The sequence below is a fragment of the Erythrobacter rubeus genome (assembly GCF_014705715.1).
In the GTDB taxonomy this organism is placed as follows: Bacteria; Pseudomonadota; Alphaproteobacteria; order Sphingomonadales; family Sphingomonadaceae; genus Erythrobacter; species Erythrobacter rubeus.
Genome location: NZ_JACXLC010000001.1, coordinates 1,893,409 through 1,908,667, shown reverse-complemented (window position 1 = coordinate 1,908,667; position 15,259 = coordinate 1,893,409). Strand labels below are relative to the sequence as shown.

The following is a 15,259-nucleotide window of genomic DNA, read 5'->3' as shown; positions in this document are numbered from 1 at the left end:
TTTGTCTTAGAGGAACGGCTCTTCGCCGGGCTTGTGGATGCCGCATTCGGTCTTGTCCCAGCCCTTCCAGCGGCCTGAGCGGGGATCCTCGCCATCGGCGACCTTGTTGGTGCAGGGCTCGCAGCCGATCGAGGGAAACCCCTGCGCGACGAGCGGATGACGCGGCAGGTCGTGCTCTTCGAGATAGGCCTGCACATCGCTAGCCGACCAGTCGATCAGTGGATTTATCTTCAACCGGCCCTGCTCGTCCGAAGTGTCGACTTCGAAGCGCGGCAGGTTCGCGCGCGTTTCCGACTGGAACGCCTTGCGCCCGGTAAAGCTCGCATCGAACTGCGCCAGCGCCTTGGCCAGCGGTTTCACCTTGCGAATCTCACAGCACCCGTCCGGATCGTATGACCAGCGCAGGCCGCTTTCATCTTTCGCGATGACTTCGGCGGCATCCGGCGTGAGTACTTGCAAATTGGTAAGGCCAAGCCGCTCTACGACTTCGTCGCGGTAACGCAGCGTCTCGGCGAAATGCTTGCCGGTATCGAGGAACAGTACGGGCACGCTGGAATCGACCTGAGCGATAAGGCGCAGCAGCACCACGCTTTCAGCGCCGAAGCTGGACACGACGGCGACATCTCCTGCGAGATTGCCCTTGATGACGCCCTCGAGCATTTCAGCCGTCGAGCTGCCGCGGAACATCCGGTTCAGGCGAACGGCGTCGTGATCCGAAAAGCGTGGGCTGGTGTCGATACGGTCGATCGCGCGGTCCAGCGCCTCGTGCTGATTGAAAGGAGCGGAGCTTTCCGGCTTATTCATGGCGTAATTCCTGAATGGTTTTGCGGCCATCGGCAGCGCTCTGATAGACGTTGTCCCAGGTCGCGAATGCCTTGACGGCGTCCTCTTCATCGAGCCGCTTGTCCGGCGCGAATGCATCGAAACCGCAGCGACGCATGTGCGAAAGCTGATCGATCAGGACGTCACCCACCGCGCGCAATTCGCCGGTATATCCGGCTTCGCGTAAGATTCGCGCGGCCGAATAGCCGCGGCCATCGCCGAAGGTCGGAAAGTTGACTTCGACCAATGCAAGCCGGTCGAGGAAGGGCAGCAGAGCGCGCGCATCGTCGCCGGGTTCGATCCGCACGGCTGTTGCGTTGGTCTGGTCGCAGCACGCATCGACGGTGACGGTGCCGTGGTCGGCCACTTCGTCGTCGCGGAAACGAAACTGTACCTCGTCAGGCGATACGCCGAGCGAGCCTGCTTCGCTGTCGAACGAGTCATTTCCCATAAAGCGCCTCCTTGAATGGGGACATGCCGATGCGGCGATAGGTGTCGAGGAACCGCTCCCCGTCTTCGCGCTGTGCGATGTAGACGTCGGTCACGGTCTCGACCGCTTCGATCACACCGTCTTCGTCGAAACCGGGGCCGGTGATCTTGGCAAGGCTGACATCCTCCGCCTCGCTGCCGCCGAGGGACAGCTGGTAGTTTTCCTTGCCCTTCTTATCGACGCCGAGGATGCCGATATGGCCGGCATGGTGATGCCCGCAGGCGTTGATGCAGCCCGAGATTTTCAGCTTCAATTCGCCAAGCTCGGCAGTCTTGCCGGATTTGTCGAATCGCTCCGAAATGCGCTGGGCAAGAGGGATCGAGCGGGCATTGGCGAGCGCGCAATAATCGAGACCGGGACATGCGATAATGTCCTCGATCGTGTCGAGATTGGGCGCGCCCAGCTCGGCTGCATCCAGCTCGGTCCAGAGCGCGTGGAGATCGGCGATTTTCACATGCGGAAGGACGATGTTCTGCGTGTGCATCACCCGCAATTCGTCGAAGCTGTACTGCTTGGCGAGCCTCGCCATCGTGCGGATTTGTTCACCCGTAGCATCGCCGGGAATGCCGCCGACGGGCTTTAGCGAGATGACTGCGCTGACATAGCTGTCATGCTTGTGCCGGTGCGTGTTGCGATCGACCCATAATGCGAAATCGGGATCGGAGCGGTCGACCGTTTTCGGACCGTCCTCGAAAGGCGGATCGGCGAAGAACGGTTTCAGCCGCTCCAGTTCGGGTCTGGGCGGTTCGACTCCCTGATCGAGCAAATGAGCGAACTCTTCTTCGACCTGCCGGGTGTACTCCTCCGCACCGAGTTCGTGGACGAGGATCTTGATGCGCGCCTTGTACTTGTTGTCGCGGCGACCGTAGCGGTTGTAAACGCGCAGGCACCCTTCGGCATAGGTCACCAGCTGATCGAGCGGCACGAAATCGCGGATCATCGGCGCGATCATCGGCGTGCGGCCCATACCGCCACCCACGAAAAAGCGCGCACCGATCTCGCCTGCGTCATTTTTCACAATCTGAATGCCGATATCGTGAAGCCGCATCGCTGCGCGGTCTTTCTCCGCAGCGATCACGGCGATCTTGAACTTGCGCGGCAAGTAGGTGAATTCCGGGTGGAAGCTCGACCACTGGCGCAGCAGCTCGGCATAGGGGCGCGGATCGACGAGTTCATCGTGCGTGGCACCCGCGAAGTGGTCCGACGAGATGTTGCGGATGCAATTCCCGCTGGTCTGAATGGCGTGCATTTCGACCTTGGACAGGTCGGCAAGGATGTCGGCGGCGTCTTCCAGTTTGATCCAGTTGTACTGGATGTTCTGGCGGGTGGTGAAATGCCCGTACCCGCGATCATATTTGTCCGCGATGTCGCCAAGCGCGCTCATCTGCGCGCTGTTCAGCGTGCCATAGGGAATGGCGACCCGCAGCATGTAGGCGTGGAGTTGTAAGTAAAGCCCGTTCATCAACCGCAGCGGCTTGAACTGGTCTTCGGTCAGCTTGCCTTCGAGCCGCCGTTTCGCCTGGCCGCGGAATTCCTCGACGCGGGCGTCGACCATCTGCTGGTCATAATTATCGTACTTATACATCAGATTACCCAGTCGATCGCTTCGGGGGATTGGGGTTTGAGTGTCAGATCGGGTCGCACAGTGGGCCCTAGCGCACGCACGCGGTCCTTTATGTGTGCGGGCCTGACCTTGCCGTCATCCTCGCGCTCGGCATCGAGCGAGTAGGGCACATTGACCCGTCGCGCGGCTTCTTCGCGGGCCATGATCTCTTCGGCCTGATCGCCCACATCGACTGCATCGTCGACATAGATCGACCAGTCATTGCCGGTCCACCAGACGACAGCGCCGGTCTTGAGATCGTTTCCGGTGAGTATTTTCATTGCGCAACCTCCGCTGCGATCTTGCCAAGGGCGATATCGTCACGAGCGGTGACCTCGCCGATCACGATGAGCGCGGGGCTCTTGATCGCGTGCTGCATTACGAGGTCCGGCAGCCCGGCAAGCATCCCCCGCACCACGCGCATTTCCGGGCGCGCGCCGTTCTCGATCACGGCGAGCGGGACCTCCGGGGCCAGACCGTCGGCCATCAATTTCTCCGCGATCTGCGGCGCGGTCTTTACGCCCATATAGATCACCAAAGTGCGGCCCTTGCCGGCCAGCCCGGACCAATCCTGGTCAGACAACCCTTTGCACTGGCCAGCGACGAAGCTGACGATGCTCGATGCGTTGCGGTGGGTGAGCGCGATATGCGATGCGGCGGCTGCGCCATTGGCGGCGGAGATGCCAGGAACGATCTCGACCCGGAGACCGGCAGCCTTCGCGTCTTCGGCTTCTTCGCCGCCGCGCCCGAAGATCAGCGGGTCACCGCCCTTAAGGCGAACGATGTCTTGTCCGGTGAGCGCTTCGCGGATGAGCAGCGCGTTGATCTGGTCCTGCGGAAGCGTGTGCTTCGAGCGCTGCTTGGCGACCGAAATCAGCCGGGCATCCGGCGATGCGAGCGCGAGGATATCCTTACTTACCAGTCCATCGTGAACGATGATTTCGGCGCTCTCGATCAGACGCGCGGCGCGGAGGGTCAGCAGATCGGGATCGCCCGGGCCAGCGCCCACGAGATAGATTGTTCCATGCTTGCTCATGGTGACGAGATGGCGAGGAGCGCGCGGCAACACCAGCGAGAATGGATTTGCAGTGCGTTAGGAAAGCTTTCGCGGTGGATCAGCTCGCCTTGGTTTCGCGATCCGCCAGGGCTGAGATCAGGCGGTCCATCTGCTCGCTCGCGCGCAGGTTGAGATCGCGTTGCGGGAACGGGATTTCGATGTCGTTCTCTTTGAACAGCTGCCACATCCGCATGTAGACGTCGGATCGAATGTTCGCGATGCCCTCTTCGGGATCCTGGATCCAGAACCGGATGTCGAAATCGACCGAGGAATCGCCGAACCCCATCACATTGACGCGCGGTTTGGGACGTTTGAGCACTCGCGGTGTGTCCTCGACGGCCTGATAAAGCAGCTTCGTCACGAGGTCGAGATCGCTCCCGTAGGATACGCCGACGGGAGCCTTCACCCGCACATCTCGGGAAGAATAGGACCAGTTGACCACTTGGTTGATCATCAGGTTTTCGTTCGGGATCAGGTGTTCGGTCTGGTCTCGGGTAATGACAGAGATCGCGCGGATGCCGATCTTGCGGATCTGACCGACGCTTTCATTGCCCGCCTGGTCGGTCACGCTGATCACGTCGCCCGGCTTGATGGATTTGTCGAGCAGCAACAGGATACCCGAAATCAAATTACCGAAGGTCTTTTGCAGACCGAAACCGATCGCAAGGCCAAAAGCACCTCCGAAGAACGCCAGCGCGGTCAAATCGATACCGATAAGGTCGATGCCGATCAGAAATGCGAGCGCCCAGATGGCAATGGTGCTCAGCTTTTCGGCAAGCACTTTCTGGGTTTCATCGAATTTCGAAATGCGCCGTATCAGCCCGCGGCTGAAGCGGGTGGCCATCCATGCCACCGTGATGACGAGTAGGATGACGCCGATGACCAGAAGCACATCGAGCAGTGAAATTCGCAGATTGCCGATTTCGAAAGCCCAGCCCCTCAGGGTTTCGAGGAATGCACCTGCAGTTTCGCTGCGCTCCCCGACATCTTCGACGAGATTGCGGGAGCCTTCGATGACCTCGACCGGTTCTTCGGGCGTAGGCTCGGGTTCAGGCGTCGGACTGGCTTCTGCGGCGGGCGTTTCCCCAGTCGCAGCCGCTTCACCGGCTTCTCCGCTTTCCGCGGTGGGATCTACCGTCTCGGTTACGTCAGCTGGCAGCGAGGCGGAAGTCGTCATTTATGGTCCATCTTTGCGAGCGTCTGAGCGAGGTCTGCGATCAGGTCTTGTGGGTCTTCGAGGCCAATCGATAGGCGAATGGCCGGTTTTGTGCCAGTGTCCCCACCCGGCTGGGTGGGGGAGGCCATGACTGCGCGGTACTCCTGCGGCACGATTGGCAGCGCAAGGCTCTCGAACCCGCCCCAGCTGTAGCCGATGCCGAAGTGCTCGAGTTCGTCGACCACCCGGCCGCAGGCCTGCGGATCATCGCTTTCCAGAACGAAGCTGAACAGGCCGCACCCCCCGGTGAAATCGCGGCTCCAGATTGCGTGCCCCGGATCGCCCTCGAGCATCGGGCAGAGGACGCTTGCAATTTGCGGCTGCTGTCTGAGCCATTTCGCGATTTCCACCGCGCTAGCCGTGCTCTGTTCCAACCGGATCGCCATGGTACGCAGACCCCGCGCGGCCAATGCCGCGTCGTCGGGCGAGACGACCTGGCCGAGCTGCTGCGAGGTGCGCCGCAGCGCTCGGTACCAGCGCTCGCCTGCGCTTGCCGAACCCATCATGAGGTCGGAATGCCCGCCGACATGCTTCGACAGGCTCATCATCGTGATGTCGCAGCCGTGCTCTAACGGCGAAAAGCCCAGCGGGCTGGCCCACGTGTTGTCGATCATGGTGACCGCGTCGTTTTCGCGGGCGACGGCGGCAAAGGCGGGCACGTCGCAGACTTCCATCGTCAGGCTGCCGGGGCTTTCAAGCCAGACCGCCCTTACGGGTTCATCAAACAGCGCTCTGTAGGCGCCGATATCCAGCGGGTCGAAGAATTCGGCCTTTACACCAAGACGCTTCAGCAGACCGCTCGCCATGCTCCGCGTCGGGTCGTAGGCGTTGTCGGTCATCAGCAGCCGGTCGCCTGGACGTAGCACCGCGAGCATGCAGCCCGCGATGGCCGCGACGCCGCTAGGATAAAGTACCGTCCCATGCGCGCCCGGCTCTATCTGCGTGAGTGCGTCGGCAAGCGACCACTGTGTGGGAGCACCGCGCCTTCCGTAGAAGAAACCGCCATCGGCATTGCTCTTGCCTGCGAGTTTTCGGTCGGCTTCCGTTTCGTAGAGATGCGTCGATGCGCGCCAGACCGGTGTATTGACGACCGGCCCGGTCCATTCCGGGCGTCGGCCTGCCTGGGTCACGCGCGTGGCAGGGCGCGTGTTCTTGGGATCCTTGCCGCTCATGCGGGGCCGTGCGCCTTCGGGGTTGCAGGATCGGCGCTCCATTCCTGCCAGCTTCCATCATACAGCGCGGTGTCGTGTTTGCCGATCAGATGGAGCGCAAACAGCAGGACGCTCGCCGTGATGCCGCTGCCGCATGTCGCTACGACCGGTCGATCGAGATCCACCCCGGCACCGTGGAACGCCGCACGCAATTCTTCTTCCGACCTGTAGGTCCCATCGGCGTTGAAGAGTTTGTCGAACGGCAAGTTGAGCGAGCCGGGTATGCGTCCGTTTTCTCCGCCGTGTACGGGATCGATACCGGTCCCGAACACGCGGTCGGCGCTGCGCGCATCGAGCACCTGCTCGACCTCGTTTTCGAGATTGTTGAGCATATCCTGTTTGCTGCGAACACCCTTCGGAGAGAACACTCCGCCGGTCGAGACTGGGTCGGGCGCGGCGGAGCCACTTTCGAGATCGCGACCTTCCGCCTTCCATTTGCCGAGCCCGCCGTCCAGAATGGCAACGTCTTCGATACCGTGTGCGGTGAGCGTGAACCAAGCCCGCGCCGAGGTCTTGAGGTCACTATCGTCATAAAGGATCACGGCATCCTCTGGCCCTACACCAAGCCGGTCGAGGCGGTCGGAAAGCTGCGCAGCGCTTGGCAAGGCTGCCGGAACGTCTGACGCGGTGTCGGTCAGGCTCGCAAGGTCCAAGAAATGCGCGCCGGGGATATGAGCCGTCTCGAATTCGGCGCGCGGGTCGCGGTCCGCGGCGGGCAAGTGGCGCGACGCGTCGAGGACCACTAGGTTGTCGCTGCCAAGGCGCTTCGCCAGCCATTCAGTCGACACAAGACTTGGTACAGGATCGCTCATGGCCACAATCGGTAGCGCGGCGTGCTTCGATCGCCAAGTGCGAGCGCGATTACGCGGCTTCGGGCACCGCGTTTTGCTTGATCTCCTGCGCTCGCAATCCCGGCAAGCTTCCCGGCGGAGTGTCGAGAGGGATTGGATGCAACCGCGCCTGGCTTGCCGCGCTCGGTGCACCCACTACGAATGTCCGCGTGCGCTCGGGAAGACCGGTCGCCTTCACTGTGATGTGAAGCAGCGGTACGAATAAAGGCGTTTGCCCCTGACGAAGCCCCTGAATCTGGCCCAATGGCAGCCGCGCTTCGCCGGTTACCGTGCGGCTCTGGTGCGGGCCGATGCGTTCGATTTCCTGCGCTTGCCCGGCGCCCTTTGGCGCGGCGAGGTTCGAATTTTTGGAAGCGCTGGTGAGCGCTGCATCGATCGAAATGTCACGAACCGCATGGCCCGAGCGATTGCAGATCGCGATCCGGTATTCGACCGAAAAGTTCATGACACTGCGCTGCGCTGTGACGATATCCAGCTGCAGGTCTATGTGCACCGGATCATGAGCGGTTGTGACCGCGCGTCCATCCGACACTGCCGCAGCGCTGCGCGATGCATCAGCGACGTTTTCCCCGCTGGCCGCTGAGCTGTCGGTGACTCCGCGGGCCAAGCCGCTGGATCGAGACGCCGCGCTGGCTTTTCGCCTCCACGCCCAAACACCGATCGCGACCAATGCGAGCAAGAGCGCAATGAGAGCGGCCACCAAATAGCTTTGAAGGCCTTCACCGTTATCGCCCGCCGAATTGACTTCCCGCACTTCGAGCTCGGTTGGTCGTCCTGCGCCAGCGCTCGGTGCAGCGATGCTCGGCGTGTCGGTGGTGACTTCGCCTTCAGTTACAGCCGGCAGGCTGCTGGAGGGATTTTCAGCCGCCGGAGGGACGGCTTGCGCATTTGGCAAAGATGTGCCGGTTTGCGGCAGCGTTTGCTGGACGGCCTGCTGGCTGGGAGCGACTTCTTGCGCTCGTATGGGCGGCGTAGTTGGCGGTGCGGAACTCGGTTCGGCCGCAGGCGCAGGAGCCGGCGACAACGTCGGAGCAGGGAGGGAGCTCGCTTCTGGTTCTTGATTGCGGTTTTCCGGGATCGTCACCGGACCGAGCACGACGCCGTCCCGCTCGTCAACCGGCCCTTGAGGCGCTGGTGTTGGTGTGGGGGTGGGCTCCGGGAGACTGAAGGTGCCGGGTGAACCTTGCGCGGCGGCGATGGCCGGATTTGCGATCACGCTTACGGCGGTGGCAAGGAGCGCCGCCTTCCGGAAACCGTTCAGAAATCGTGTCGAGTATGTGTGCGCGCGCATCGTGCGTAAGGTCGGTTAAGCAAATTGTCTTGGATCGGGGGCCTGGTAGTTACTACTTCGCCTGCGTTGCCGTCCAGTTCTTAGCTTGCGCGAACGCGCATTTCGCTGCAACAGCGCGGCATGGAAAGCACACCCGAAAACGAACCTAAACCGCAGTTTCTCGGCAAGGACACGCCGCTTCCTTCGTCACCCGAAGAAGCGCAGCTCGACTATGTGCCCAACCCGCGCAAAGGATCGCTGTACCTGGTGCGGTTTGCAGCACCGGAATTCACCTCGCTGTGCCCCGTCACCTCGCAGCCTGATTTCGCGCATCTCGTCATCGATTACGCGCCTGGCGATACGATCGTCGAATCCAAGAGCCTCAAGCTGTTTCTCGGAAGCTTCCGAAATCACAATGGCTTTCACGAGGATGTAACAGTGGGAATTGGCCAGCGACTTGCCGAGGAGATGCAGCCGAGATGGCTCAGGATCGGCGGCTATTGGTATCCGCGCGGAGGCATTCCCATCGACGTTTTCTGGCAGACCGGCGCGCCGCCCGAGGGGCTGTGGGTGCCCGATCAAGGCGTGCAGCCCTACCGCGGACGCGGCTGAAGACGGTAAGCCCGTCAGCCGCGCGCCTTGAGGATTGCCTTGTTTCTTGCCTCGACGGTCCGGAATGCCTTGAAAACCGACAGGCCCTCATCGACGCGCCCCTCGTGACCGAGCATCCATAGCTGCTCGTAGAACCAGTATATTCCCGCAAAGCCGTTGATCGCTTTCATCATCTGGAACCGCTTGAGGAAGCCGAGCCAGCCCGGGATCAGGTCGAGGTCATTCTCGTAGCGCGGCAGGTTTATGCGCCCTTCGATCAGCTGCTTTGGAGCATCTGTGACGAGGCACAGCGGACGGCCAAGCCCGATGACATCGGCCGCGCCCATGTCGAGCGCCTGCTGCATCGCCGCGCGGGTGCGGAAGCCGCCCGTGACCATCAGCGGGACGCCCACTTCATCCTGCATCGCTTTGGCAAAGTCGACGAAATAGGCCTCACGTGCGGCGGTCGAGGGAGCGACATTTTGCGCTTCCTCATCCTCCATGCCGGCCACACCCATCAGCTTTGGTTGTTCATAGGTGCCGCCCGATATCTCGATCAGATCGACCGATGCCGCCTCAAGCCATTGGACAACCTTGAGACTGTCTTCGAATGCAAACCCGCCCTTCTGGAAATCGGCGCTGTTGAGCTTGACCGAGATCGGGAATTCGGGCCCGACTGCGGAACGCACTGCACCCACCGCCTCAAGCAGGATGCGGGCCCGGTTTTCGAGACTGCCTCCGTATTCGTCGGTGCGCAGATTGACGCGCGGGCTCAGGAACTGCGAAATCAGGTAACCGTGGGCTGCATGAACTTGCACGCCGGTGAAGCCTGCATCCTTGCACGCCTTCGCCGCGATCGCCCATCGCTGAACCAGATCGGCGATTTCTTCTTTCGTCAGCGGTGTCGGCTTGCCGAATTGTCCGCCCGGCAATGCAAGCGCGACATCGGATGAGGATTTCGGGTTCGGATTGACGATCTTTTGTGTCTGGCGCCCGCCATGGCTGATCTGAGCCCACAAATGGTTCCCGCCGCGTGTCCCCGCCTTGGCCCAGCTTGCAAGCCGAGCCGCCATGTCGGCATCCGGCTCGCGGTCAATCACGACATTGCCCGGCCGTTCGAGGTGATCCTTGTCGATGATGATGTTGCCCGTTAGCAGCATTCCTGCGCCGCCATCCGACCAGATACCGTAAAGCCGTTCGAGTTCGGGGGTCGGTCGCCCGTCCGGGGTGGCCATCCCCTCCGTCATCGCGCCTTTGGCAATACGGTTCGGCAGCACTGCACCGCAGGGCAGCGTCAGCGGTTGGTCGAGCATCGCGCAAATCCTCTTTCAGTCTCTATTTGAAACTGGACTAGCCTGATCCGCCATAACACTCAAGCTCTCTGCAGCATCTGCCACCTATGTCGGATATTCGCCCGGCATGAGTGCGGCTATACTCGCTGACATGTCCAGCGAGATCAAAGCCGTCGCGACCTTCCTCGCGCAGACCGCGCCGTTCCAGTTTTTGAGCGATGATCGGATCGCAGCCATCTCACGCAAGGTCACGGTTCGCTATGCCAAAGCTGGAAGCGCTATCATCAGGGCAGGAGATCACAACGATCATCTGTTTGTCGTGCGATCGGGTGCAGTGGAGCTGCGATTGGCTGGCGACGAATTGACCGCGCGCCTCGGCACAGGGAGTAGCTTTGCTTATCCGTCGCTCCTGCGCGGGGGCGAGGTCCATAACACCGCGACCGCCAGCGAAGATACTCTGCTTTACACGATACCAGCCGAGCAATTTCACGCCTTGCGCAGCGAAGTACCTGCGTTTCGGCAGTTTTTTGCCGAGGATGAAGCTGCGCGCATCAAGCACGCCTTGGCTGATCGCAAGCGGTCATCGGCTTTTCAGCTCGATACCAAGCGGTTGGGCGATTTGATCGTCAACACCGCTCCTATTTCGTGTCCACCAGATGCTTCGATCGCAAGTGCGGTTGGATTGATGCACGAACACGATGTCAGCACGCTCGCCATTTGCAATCGGCATGAGTTGCGAGGCATCTTCACCGATAAAGACCTGCGCAATCGCGTCGTCGCCCAGGAAATTCCTCTCGACCGTGCTGTAAGCGAAGTCATGACGGCGTCTCCAAGGACGCTACCGACCGAAGCAACCGCTGCCGAGGCCATGGCTCTCATGGCGGCAGGGGGATTCCGGCATATACCGCTGGTAAAGGGTGATGGTGGGCTCGCGGGAATATTGAGCGCAACCGATATCCTTTCCGCGATTGGCAGCAATGCGATCGACGCAGGGACTGCGATCTTTCGCGCCCGCACCGCCGATGCCCTGATCGAGGCGGCGCAGCGGGTACCGCAGAGCTTTGCGGCGATGACGAGTTCGGGCTTTCAGGCGAGTCATGCGATGCAATTCACGTCGGCACTGGGCGAGGCTGTTCACCGCCGCGCTGCTCAGTTGGCAGAGGAGGAGCTGGGCGAACCGCCTTGCCCCTATGCCCTTGTTGTCTTCGGCTCGCTCGCCCGCCGCGAACAACTGGTGGGATCGGATCAGGATAACGGTCTGGTCATCGCCGAGGATCAGGGTCCGGACGGTGCAGCTTACTTCAAAGCTCTGGGCTCCCGCATTTCGGACCTGCTCGACGCATCTGGTTATGTCTATTGCAAAGGCGGGATTATGGCCAGGAAGGCCGACCAGCGGCTCACGCAGGATGCTTGGCTGCACCGCTATGACCATTGGATATCCGAGCCGACCGAAGATCGCATTTTAAGAGCCACGATCTTCTTCGACATGCGCTGCGTGTATGGCGAGGCGAGCCTTGTGCGGTCTCTTAGGAGTGAGGTCGTGGCCAAGGCGGCATCTTCAAGCATCTTCATCAGCTACCTCGCGCGTGACGCGCTCCGCAGTAAAGTGCCGCTGGGCATCTTTCGCAATCTCGTGCTTGAGAAATCTGACGATGGGCAAAAGGTGTTCGATGCGAAAGCGCAGGCGATCATGCCCATCATCGATATTGCCCGCACCTTGGCGCTCGCCCATGGCCTTAACGAGGTAGGGACGGTGGCACGGTTGGAGGGCTTGGCGCAGTCGGGAAGTATGAGCGCCGACGATGCTCAAAGCCTTTCGGACGCAATGCTTTTCGTTAATGAACTGCGGATTGCACATCAGGCGCGCCAGGTCGAAAAGGGTGCCTCACCAGATAACCTGATCTCGCCTTACTCGCTTTCGCCGCTTGAACGAGATTATCTGAAGGACGCATTCGCTGTCATCCGCCAGGGGCTCGACGCATTGCGGCGAAATTATGCTGGCGGCATTACCTAAGATGTTCACCAAGTGGCGGTTCGATAGGCGGTTGAACAGTCTCGCCGCTTCGGGGCACGAGGTGCTGACAGACTATGCCGGATCGGATTGGCCGGATCGCAATTCAGCTGCGTCTGGAGCCGCATATCTGGCGCTCGACTTCGAGCTCGACGGTCTGCGCCGCGATGCGGACTTGCTGCAGGCGGGCTGGGTTCCTTTTGCAGGCGATTGCATCGCAATGGCCAGTGCGCGGTCGGTCGATATCCGCAGCGATGCGAGTTTAGACCCGGCCGCGGTTACGATTCATGGCATCGGGGAACAGCGCGCCGCCAGAGGGCAAAAGCTTGCCGAAGTCGCCGGCTCCCTGATCGCAGCCCTTTCTGGATGCATTATCGTTGCGCATGCGGCCGAGATAGAAGTGAGCGCGCTCCAACGAGTGGGCAAGGCGATCTGGGGCATCAAGCTCCCGGTACGTTCAATCTGCACACTCGCGCTTGAGCGAAAACTGCACCCTCATCTCGTCGGCGCCGAGGCATATAGACTGGGCCCATGCCGGGCGCGCTACGGCCTGCCGGACTATGAGGTACACGATGCGCTGACCGACGCGATCGCTGCTGCGGAGCTGTTCCAAGCGCAACTTTCGCGGCTCCCCGAGGACGTAATATTGGGCGATCTCGAGCAGCGCTAAAGCCCATTTTTCCGGATAAGACTAAAGTCCATCTCGCGCGTTTCTCAGCGCTAACCTAGCCTCTGGCAAAGCTCAGGGATCGTTCCCGGCACCAGAAGGAGGGGAGAACATGGACGACAACGCCACCACCGACCAGACTAGCGAGGCGGAAAACTCGTACTGGCGAGAGAATATTCGCTTGCTTGTGTCGCTTATGGCAATCTGGTTCGCGTGCTCCTTTGGGGCAGGGATCCTCTTCCGCGACTTTCTCGATCAGTTCAGCCTCGGCGGATATCCGCTCGGCTTCTGGTTCGCGCAGCAAGGGTCGATCTACGTCTTCATCGCTCTCATCTTCTTCTACGTCGTCCGTATGAAGCAGATCGAGCGCAAGTACGATCTCGACGATTGAGGGGGCGATAATGGACACGCAAACCCTGATTTACATTTTCGTTGGCATCACGTTCTCGCTCTATATCGGCATTGCGATCTGGAGCCGGGCGGGTTCTACGAAGGAGTTCTATGTCGCCGGCGGCGGGGTTAACCCGGTCGTCAATGGAATGGCTACAGCCGCCGACTGGATGAGCGCGGCAAGCTTCATCTCAATGGCAGGCATTCTCGCCTTTGCGGGCTATGACGGTTCGGTCTACCTGATGGGCTGGACTGGCGGGTTCGTGATGCTGGCGCTCCTGCTCGCGCCTTATCTGCGTAAATTCGGACAGTTCACCGTTCCCGATTTTATCGGCACGCGGTACTATTCGAAGGCTGCACGCGTCGTCGCGGTGATCTGCCTGATCTTCATCAGCTTCACCTATATCGCCGGACAGATGCGCGGCGTGGGGATCGTATTCTCGCGCTTCCTCGACGTCGACATCACGATGGGTGTCATTATCGGCATGGGGATCGTGTTCATTTACGCCGTGCTGGGGGGGATGAAGGGCATCACCTACACCCAGGTCGCACAGTATTGCGTGCTGATCTTTGCATACATGGTCCCGGCCTTTTTTCTCAGCTTCCTCATCACGGGGACGCCTATCCCGCAGATCGGTCTCGGCTCGGAGGTGGCCGATGGCTCGGGAATGAGCGTCTTGCAGAAGCTCGACAGCGTGCTCGTTGATCTGGGCTTCACTGCCTATACAGATGGGTCGAAGAGCATGATCGACGTGTTCTGCATCACGCTGGCACTGATGGTCGGTACTGCAGGGCTACCTCACGTGATTGTGCGCTTCTTCACCGTGCCCAAGGCATCGGACGCGCGCAAATCGGCAGGCTGGGCGCTAATCTTCATCGCATTACTCTACACGACCGCCCCGGCAATCGGGGCGTTCGGTATGCTCAACTTCGTCGATAAGGTGGATGACACCGCCTACAGTGAAGTCGACGAGTTCTTCCCCATGTGGGAAGGCAACGGCCTGCTCGCATTCCAGGACAAGAATGGCGACGGGGTCATGCAGTACCGCCCCGGTGCGGCGTTCGAAGGCAGTCCGGAATATACCGGCGAAACGGGCCCTTCGGGCGAACGACTTTTGTCGAACACGCCGAATGCGGACAGCGCGAACGAGGTTTATGTCGATCGCGACATCATGGTGCTGGCCAATCCGGAAATCGCCAACCTTCCAGGATGGGTCATCGCGCTAATGGCGGCGGGCGGTCTGGCAGCGGCGCTATCGACGGCGGCGGGCCTGCTGTTGGTAATCTCGAGCTCGGTCAGCCACGACCTGCTGAAGAGCACCTTCGCGCCCAATATTTCGGCGAAGAGCGAATTGCTCGCGGCCCGGATTGCGGCGACGGCGGCGATCTGCGTTGCGGGTTACCTAGGCATCTATCCTCCCGGATGGGTGGCGCAGGTGGTCGCTTTCGCCTTCGGGCTTGCCGCATCCAGCCTCTTCCCGGCAATCTTCATGGGCATCTTCTTCAAGTCGATGAACAAGGAAGGCGCCATCGCCGGGATGGTCAGCGGCCTGGTCTTCACTTTCAGCTACATTCTCTACTTCAAGTTGCTGGACCCGGCAGCGAACACGGCGGAGAACTGGCTGTTCGGAATCTCACCCGAAGGCATCGGAGTGATCGGAATGCTGATCAATTTCGGTATCGCCATCGCTGTTGCCAGCGTGACAAAGTCTACACCCGCCGACATTCGCAAGCTGGTCGATTCGATCCGCGTGCCGCGCGGAGCAGGGGAAGCACACGCTCACTGAT

The 15,259-nt window shown here is 60.8% G+C and carries 15 protein-coding genes; 5 read left to right on the top strand and 10 right to left on the bottom strand.

Annotated features, from left to right (window positions below; all coding sequences use genetic code 11):
* Positions 1 to 6: 6 nt before the first annotated feature.
* The 9 genes from IB285_RS09450 to IB285_RS09410 all read right to left on the bottom strand — a co-directional run bounded on the left by IB285_RS09450 (position 7) and on the right by IB285_RS09410 (position 8,541).
* Complete coding sequence (locus tag IB285_RS09450) at positions 7 to 804, bottom strand: phosphoadenylyl-sulfate reductase (RefSeq protein WP_190787936.1); 798 nt, start codon at positions 802 to 804, stop codon at positions 7 to 9.
* A complete protein-coding gene (locus IB285_RS09445; protein ID WP_190787935.1) occupies positions 797 to 1,273 on the bottom strand; it encodes a DUF934 domain-containing protein in 477 nt (158 codons plus the stop codon). The genes IB285_RS09450 and IB285_RS09445 overlap by 8 nt, the downstream gene beginning before the upstream one ends.
* Positions 1,263 to 2,897, bottom strand: a complete 1,635-nt coding sequence (locus IB285_RS09440) for a nitrite/sulfite reductase (protein WP_190787934.1) — start codon at positions 2,895 to 2,897, stop codon at positions 1,263 to 1,265. The genes IB285_RS09445 and IB285_RS09440 overlap by 11 nt, the downstream gene beginning before the upstream one ends.
* The gene (locus tag IB285_RS09435) at positions 2,897 to 3,196 is read right to left on the bottom strand and encodes a DUF2849 domain-containing protein (protein ID WP_190787933.1); all 300 of its coding nucleotides are present in this window, start codon (positions 3,194 to 3,196) and stop codon (positions 2,897 to 2,899) included. Before IB285_RS09435 ends, IB285_RS09440 begins: the two co-directional genes overlap by 1 nt.
* Positions 3,193 to 3,951, bottom strand: a complete 759-nt coding sequence (gene cobA, locus IB285_RS09430; protein ID WP_190787932.1) for a uroporphyrinogen-III C-methyltransferase — start codon at positions 3,949 to 3,951, stop codon at positions 3,193 to 3,195. Before cobA ends, IB285_RS09435 begins: the two co-directional genes overlap by 4 nt.
* A gap of 79 nt (positions 3,952 to 4,030) precedes the next feature.
* Positions 4,031 to 5,149 carry a mechanosensitive ion channel family protein gene (locus tag IB285_RS09425; protein WP_190787931.1) on the bottom strand — a complete coding sequence of 373 codons (1,119 nt, stop codon included), beginning with the start codon at positions 5,147 to 5,149 and terminating at the stop codon, positions 4,031 to 4,033.
* Complete coding sequence (gene metC, locus IB285_RS09420; RefSeq protein ID WP_190787930.1) at positions 5,146 to 6,360, bottom strand: cystathionine beta-lyase; 1,215 nt, start codon at positions 6,358 to 6,360, stop codon at positions 5,146 to 5,148. The genes IB285_RS09425 and metC overlap by 4 nt, the downstream gene beginning before the upstream one ends.
* Entirely contained in the window at positions 6,357 to 7,211 is an 855-nt protein-coding gene (locus tag IB285_RS09415) for a sulfurtransferase (protein ID WP_190787929.1), read from the bottom strand. Before IB285_RS09415 ends, metC begins: the two co-directional genes overlap by 4 nt.
* A gap of 49 nt (positions 7,212 to 7,260) precedes the next feature.
* A complete protein-coding gene (locus IB285_RS09410) occupies positions 7,261 to 8,541 on the bottom strand; it encodes a hypothetical protein (RefSeq protein ID WP_190787928.1) in 1,281 nt (426 codons plus the stop codon).
* 120 nt (positions 8,542 to 8,661) lie between these two features.
* Between IB285_RS09410 and queF the strand changes: the two genes are divergently transcribed.
* Positions 8,662 to 9,132 carry a preQ(1) synthase gene (queF, locus tag IB285_RS09405; protein WP_190787927.1) on the top strand — a complete coding sequence of 157 codons (471 nt, stop codon included), beginning with the start codon at positions 8,662 to 8,664 and terminating at the stop codon, positions 9,130 to 9,132.
* A gap of 14 nt (positions 9,133 to 9,146) precedes the next feature.
* Here the strand turns inward: queF and IB285_RS09400 are convergent, their stop codons facing one another.
* A complete protein-coding gene (locus IB285_RS09400; RefSeq protein WP_190787926.1) occupies positions 9,147 to 10,424 on the bottom strand; it encodes an NADH:flavin oxidoreductase/NADH oxidase family protein in 1,278 nt (425 codons plus the stop codon).
* A gap of 106 nt (positions 10,425 to 10,530) precedes the next feature.
* Here IB285_RS09400 and IB285_RS09395 point away from each other — a divergent pair, with 106 nt between their 5' ends.
* The 4 genes from IB285_RS09395 to IB285_RS09380 all read left to right on the top strand — a co-directional run bounded on the left by IB285_RS09395 (position 10,531) and on the right by IB285_RS09380 (position 15,258).
* Entirely contained in the window at positions 10,531 to 12,417 is a 1,887-nt protein-coding gene (locus IB285_RS09395) for a putative nucleotidyltransferase substrate binding domain-containing protein (protein WP_190787925.1), read from the top strand.
* Position 12,418: 1 nt separating this feature from the next.
* Complete coding sequence (locus IB285_RS09390; protein ID WP_190787924.1) at positions 12,419 to 13,084, top strand: exonuclease domain-containing protein; 666 nt, start codon at positions 12,419 to 12,421, stop codon at positions 13,082 to 13,084.
* A 109-nt stretch (positions 13,085 to 13,193) separates the two neighbouring features.
* A complete protein-coding gene (locus IB285_RS09385) occupies positions 13,194 to 13,472 on the top strand; it encodes a DUF4212 domain-containing protein (RefSeq protein WP_190787923.1) in 279 nt (92 codons plus the stop codon).
* Positions 13,473 to 13,482: 10 nt separating this feature from the next.
* Positions 13,483 to 15,258, top strand: coding sequence for a sodium:solute symporter family protein (locus IB285_RS09380; protein ID WP_190787922.1), 1,776 nt, complete (start codon positions 13,483 to 13,485; stop codon positions 15,256 to 15,258).
* Position 15,259: the final 1 nt, after the last annotated feature.